This window comes from Nonomuraea sp. NPDC001684 (assembly GCF_053596515.1).
Genome location: NZ_JBSFGJ010000569.1, coordinates 1 through 5226, shown reverse-complemented (window position 1 = coordinate 5226; position 5226 = coordinate 1). Strand labels below are relative to the sequence as shown.

6 protein-coding genes and 1 riboswitch are annotated in these 5226 nt (G+C 72.8%); of the genes, 2 read left to right on the top strand and 4 right to left on the bottom strand.

Features of this window, described 5'->3' with window-relative positions:
* Nucleotides 1-324 precede the first annotated feature (324 nt).
* Entirely contained in the window at nt 325-1245 is a 921-nt protein-coding gene (metF, locus tag ACWCSD_RS47325; protein ID WP_397162191.1) for a methylenetetrahydrofolate reductase [NAD(P)H], read from the bottom strand.
* Between the two features lie 85 nt (nt 1246-1330).
* On the opposite strand from metF, the gene ACWCSD_RS47320 reads away from it, so the two are divergent.
* Nucleotides 1331-2398 carry a polyprenyl synthetase family protein gene (locus ACWCSD_RS47320; RefSeq protein WP_397162192.1) on the top strand — a complete coding sequence of 356 codons (1068 nt, stop codon included), beginning with the start codon at nt 1331-1333 and terminating at the stop codon, nt 2396-2398.
* Nucleotides 2399-2536: 138 nt separating this feature from the next.
* On the opposite strand, the gene thiE is transcribed toward ACWCSD_RS47320, so the two are convergent.
* The 3 genes from thiE to ACWCSD_RS47305 are packed head-to-tail and all read right to left on the bottom strand — an operon-like array spanning nt 2537 to nt 4742.
* Nucleotides 2537-3190: a thiamine phosphate synthase gene (gene thiE, locus ACWCSD_RS47315; RefSeq protein WP_358294039.1), complete on the bottom strand. Its 654-nt coding sequence runs from the start codon at nt 3188-3190 to the stop codon at nt 2537-2539.
* Complete coding sequence (locus ACWCSD_RS47310; RefSeq protein ID WP_358294041.1) at nt 3168-3542, bottom strand: Rv2175c family DNA-binding protein; 375 nt, start codon at nt 3540-3542, stop codon at nt 3168-3170. Before ACWCSD_RS47310 ends, thiE begins: the two co-directional genes overlap by 23 nt.
* A 30-nt stretch (nt 3543-3572) precedes the next feature.
* Entirely contained in the window at nt 3573-4742 is a 1170-nt protein-coding gene (locus ACWCSD_RS47305; RefSeq protein ID WP_358294043.1) for an NAD(P)/FAD-dependent oxidoreductase, read from the bottom strand.
* Nucleotides 4743-4794: 52 nt separating this feature from the next.
* A riboswitch (TPP riboswitch) is annotated at nt 4795-4911 on the top strand.
* Here ACWCSD_RS47305 and ACWCSD_RS47300 point away from each other — a divergent pair.
* Nucleotides 4901-5226: FAD-dependent oxidoreductase (locus ACWCSD_RS47300; protein WP_449925495.1), on the top strand; the 326-nt coding region annotated here is incomplete at its 3' end. It overlaps the preceding riboswitch by 11 nt.

Sequence of the window (5226 nt, the reverse complement as noted above, 5' to 3'; positions counted from 1 at the left end):
TGTCCACGCACGACCGCCCCACGGCCGCCCGCCACCTCTACGCCAGCATGGGCTTCGCCGACCTGCTGACCCGCTTCGTCTTCCCCGGCGGCCACGAGGAGTACGCGATCGTCGGCCGCCCACTCCCCCTCGACTGAGGGCGCCGCACATCACCGCAGGTAAAGCCCGTACTCGCAGGGTTTGCCAGGTCATGCCCGAGGGCATCTTCATGACAGAAAGTGACGGACACGTTACCGACTGGATACCACCCCCTGCCCGTCACCCGCCCGGTCCCCCTGCGGGCGGGTGACGGGCATCCGCTCTGCGTGGGGTCGGGACGGCGGGTCAGGCTGTGGCGGCGACCGGCGTCAGGCGCTGGAACACCTCGCGCGAGGCGCTGGACCGGTTGAACGTGATGAAGTGGATGCCGGGCGCGCCCTCGTCGAGCAGCCGCTGGCACAACTCCGCGCCGTGCTCGATGCCGAGCGCCCGCACCGCGGCCGGGTCGTCGGCGACCGCCTCGAAGCGGGCCGCCACCTCGGCCGGGAACGGCGCCCCCGACAACTGCTCCGACCGCGCGATCGTGCTCATCTGCGTGACCGGCATGATGCACGGGATGATCGGCGTGTCACAGCCCTGGGCCGCCACCCGGTCGCGCAGCCGCAGGTAGTCGTCGGCCTGGAAGAACATCTGGGTGATCGCGTAGTCGGCCCCCGCGCGGCACTTGCGCACGAAGTACTCGGTGTCGGACTCGATCGACGGCGAACGCGGATGCTTGTACGGGAACGCCGCCACCCCCACGCAGAACTCGCCCGCCTGCCGGATGAGCCGCACCAGCTCCTCGGCGTAGAGCACGCCCTCGGGATGCCGCACCCACTCGGCGGTCGGGTCGCCGGGCGGGTCGCCGCGCACGGCCAGGATGTTGCGCACCCCCGCGTCGGCGAAGCGGCCGACCAGGTGGCGCAGCTCGCGCAGCGAGTGGTTGACCGCCGTGAAGTGCGCCACAGGGGTGAGCGTGGTGTCGTGGGCCAGGCGCTCGACGATGTCGACCGTGCGGTCGCGGGTCGAGCCGCCGGCCCCGTAGGTCACCGACACGAACGTGGGGCGCAGGGACTCCAGCTCCCTGATCGCCTTCCACAGCTGCCGCTCGCCCTCGTCGGTCTTCGGCGGGAAGAACTCGAAGGAGAACGACCGGCCACCGGCGGCGAGCAGCTCGCGGACGGTGGGGACACGATCGGGCAGGATGGAGGGTCGACCAAGCGCCATGTCCCAAGCGTACAGGCCGGTGTCCGGGTCGGCCGCCCCTAGACCGGGGACCCGACCCCGAGTCCGCGCCCACTAGTCTCAAGGCATGACCACTGACGCCGCGAGCATGGACGCCCTGCGCACCCAGGTGGAGCGCGCCCTCGGGGAGTTCGTCGAACGGCAGCTGCCCGCCTCGGGCGACGCCGAGCTCGAACCGCTGCGCGCCGCCGCGGGCGACCTGCTGGCCGGCGGCAAGCGCCTGCGTCCCGCGTTCTGCTACTGGGGCTGGCGCGGCGCGGGCGGCACCGACGTGCCCGAGATCTTCACCGCCGCCGCGTCGCTGGAGCTGTTGCAGGCCAGCGCGCTCGTGCACGACGACGTGATGGACAAGAGCGACCTGCGCAGGGGCATGCCGGCCGCCCACCGCCGTTTCCAGTCCCTGCACGAGAAGGAGGGCTGGCACGGCTCGGCCGAGCAGTTCGGCGAGGGAGCCGCCATCCTGCTGGGCAACCTGCTGCTGGTGTGGTCGGGCGAGATGTGGCGCACCAGCGGCCTGCCGCCGGCGTCGCTGGCCGCCGCCCAGCCCGTCCACGACCACATGCGCACCGAGCTGATGTGCGGCCAGTACCTCGACCTGCTGGAGCAGGCCCACGGCGAGAACACCTTCGAGTCGGCGCTGCGGGTGGCTCTGTTCAAGAGCGGCAAGTACTCGGTGGAGCAGCCGCTCAGGCTCGGCCTGGTGCTCGCGGCCGGCGCGCTGGAGCCGTGGATGGACGAGCTGTGCACCGGCTACGGCCGCCGCGTCGGCATCGCCTTCCAGCTCAGGGACGACATCCTCGGCGTCTTCGGCGACCCGGCCCAGACCGGCAAGCCGGCCGGCGACGACCTGCGGGAGGGCAAGCGCACGATGCTGGTGGCCCGCACCCTGGCCGGGGCGGCTCCGGAGGCGGCCGCGACGGTGCGCAGGCTGCTCGGCGACCCCGCGCTCGACGAGGACGGGGTGAGCGCGCTGCGCGAGATCATCACGGACAGCGGCGCGCTGCGGGAGTGCGAGGACCTGATCGCCGGCTATCTCGCCGACGCGCTGGCCGCGCTCGACGAGGCGCCGGTCACCGCCGGGTCGCGCACGGCGCTGACCGAACTGGCCATCGCCGCGACGTCCCGCAGGACCTGACCCCGGGCCCCTGGTACCGGAGGCCGGCCTGAGCGGCCCGCTTCGGCAGGCGGCCTCGCCGCGGAGTGCGGGCGCCCGTCGTGGACGGGCGCCCGGTCAGTGTCAGGGGGTCAGTGTCAGGGTCAGGGGGGCAAGGGGTCAGGGGGTCAGGCGTTTGGCGAACTCGGCCGCCGCCGCCCCCGGGTCCTCCGCGTCGGTGATCGCGCGTACGACCACCACGCGGCTCACGCCGTACGACATGACCTCGTCGAGGTTGGTGAGGTCGATGCCGCCGATCCCGAACCACGGCCGCGGCGCGGCCGCCCCCGGGGCCGGTCCCAGTGAGGCCGCGTGCCGCAGCAGCGCCGGGCCGGGCGCGTGGCGGCCCGGCTTGGTCGGCGTGGGCCAGATCGGGCCGCAGCAGAAGTAGTCGACGCCCTCCTCCACGGCCGCGGCGGACGCCTCGGCGACGGAGTGGGTGGACCGGCCGATGACGATGTCGTCGCCGAGCATCTCTCGCGCGACCGTCACGGGAAGGTCGTCCTGCCCCAGGTGGAGCACGTCGGGCCGGGCGGCGAAGGCGATGTCCGCCCGGTCGTTGACGGCCAGCAGCTTGCCGTGCCGGTCGCAGGCGTCGCGGAAGACTTCCAGGAGCGCGAGTTCTTCGCGTGCCTCCAGGCCCTTCTCCCGCAGCTGGATGATGTCCACGCCGCCGGCCAGCACCGAGTCGAGGAACTCTGCCAGGTCGCCGCGGTCGCGGCGGCCGTCGGTGCAGAGATAGAGGCGGGCCTCAGAAAGCGAGGGCCTGGGCACGCCGCTTGACCTCCGTGTGACGGCCGGCCTTGATCGCCTCGATGGGCGACCCCGGCAGGGACTCGTCTGGGGTGAAGAGCCAGCGCAACGACTCGATGTCGTCGTAGCCGGCGTCCTGCAACACGGTCAGTGTGCCGGGCAGGCCCTTCATCACGTCCTTCCCGTCGAGGAACACCGCGGGAACCTGTGGCCCGCCGCCGCCACGGCGCACGCCGAGCAGCTTGTGGTCCTTGAGGAGTTGCTTGGCCCGCCCGATCGAGAGGTCGAGGCGTGAGGCCACTTCGGGGAGAGTGAGCCACTCGTCGACGAGCTGGTCGGTCTCCCGGTCGATCTGTGCAACAGAAAGCGTCACGAAACCACAACTACCACATGCCGTCCTTGCTCAAACAACACAATCCCGTAGGGGGACCTCTGGATCTACCAGGCGTTCTGTGTCGAGGCGATGCCCGCCTTCGATGATCCTACGGCCCTGCACGTAGTCCCGGGGCCGGTCGACGGCGAGCACGGCGGCGAGGGTGTCGCCGGACGTCAGCCAGACGGCCGACCACTTGCCCTCGGGCTCGCCCCGGTAGAGCAGGCGGTCGCCGGAGGGGTGGTGGCCGATGTACTGGACCATGTGGCCGAACTGCTCGGACCAGAAGTAGGGGGCCGGGTCGTAGACGGCCTCCTCCCCCAGCAGGGTCGCGGCGGCGACCTCGGGCGAGCCGAGCGCGGTGTCCCAGTGCTCGACGCGCAGCCGGACGCCGTAGCGGCGCGACCACCAGGCCGCGCAGTCGCCGGCGGCGACCACGTTCGGCATGGACGTGCGCAGGTGCTCGTCGGTGACGACGCCGTTGTGCAGGTCGATGTCGGAGCCGGCCAGCCACTCGACGGCCGGGCGCACGCCGATGCCCGTGACGACCACGTGCGCCTGGACGAACTCGCCGCCCACCAGCCGCACGCCGCCCTCGTCCACCTCGTCGACCATGGTGTTCAGGCGCAGGTCGATGCCGTCGTACCAGTGTCGCGTGCGGGCGCCGATCTCCGGGCCCACGGCGTTGGCCAGCGGGGCGGGGCCGGCCTCGATCACGGTCACCGAGCAGCCGGCCTTGCGGGCGGCGGTGGCGACCTCGGCGCCGATCCAGCCGGCGCCGATGATCGCCACATGGGCTCCGGCCACGAGCCCGGCGCGCAGCTCGTGGGCGTCGTCGAGGGTGCGCAGGACGTGCTGGGGGCCGTCGCCGGGCACGGTGATCGGCTCGGTGCCGGTGGCGATCACGAGGCCGTCGTAGCCGAGCTCGCCCTCGGTCGTCTCCACGACGCCCTCGCGCAGGGCCTTGGCGGTGACCCCTGGCCAGAAGTCGACCTCCAGCGCGTCGAGGTCGGCCTCCAGGAAGCTGGAGTCGGCCGCGCCGGACAGCACGGCCTTGGACAACGGCGGACGGTCGTAGGGCCGATGGCGCTCCTGGCCGATCAGCGTGATCCGTCCGGTGAAGCCGCGCCCGCGCAGCGCCTCCGCGCTGCGCAGCCCGGCCAGGCCCGCTCCCACCACTACGACATGGTTCACGTTCATGACCATAACGGGGGCGGTGCCGGCACGTCGCGCCGAGGCCGTAGGCTGGAGGCGCAAGACGCGCGGGAGTCCGGCCGTCACCGGGCTGAGAGGAAGGCTTGAGCGGGCCTTCGACCGCAAGACACCTGATCCGGATCATGCCGGCGAAGGGAGCGCGGATGAATGTGATCGTGGGCGGCGGCGTCGTCGGGTTGTCGATCGCCTGGCGGCTGGCCCGCGAGGGGCTGCCCGTCACGGTGGTCGATCCGGCCCCGGGGCGCGGGGCGTCCTACGCGGCGGCCGGGATGCTGGCGCCCGTCAGCGAGGTCGCCTACACCGAGGAGCCTTTGCTGCGGCTGGGGGCCGCCTCGCTGAGCCGATGGCCGTCCTTCGCCGCCGAACTGGCCGCCGACGCGGGCCTCGGCCCCGATCTCGGTGCGGGCTCTGGGGCGGGTCTCGGCACGGGGCTGAGCGGCGGTCCCGGTGGCGGGGCCGGGGCGAGGGC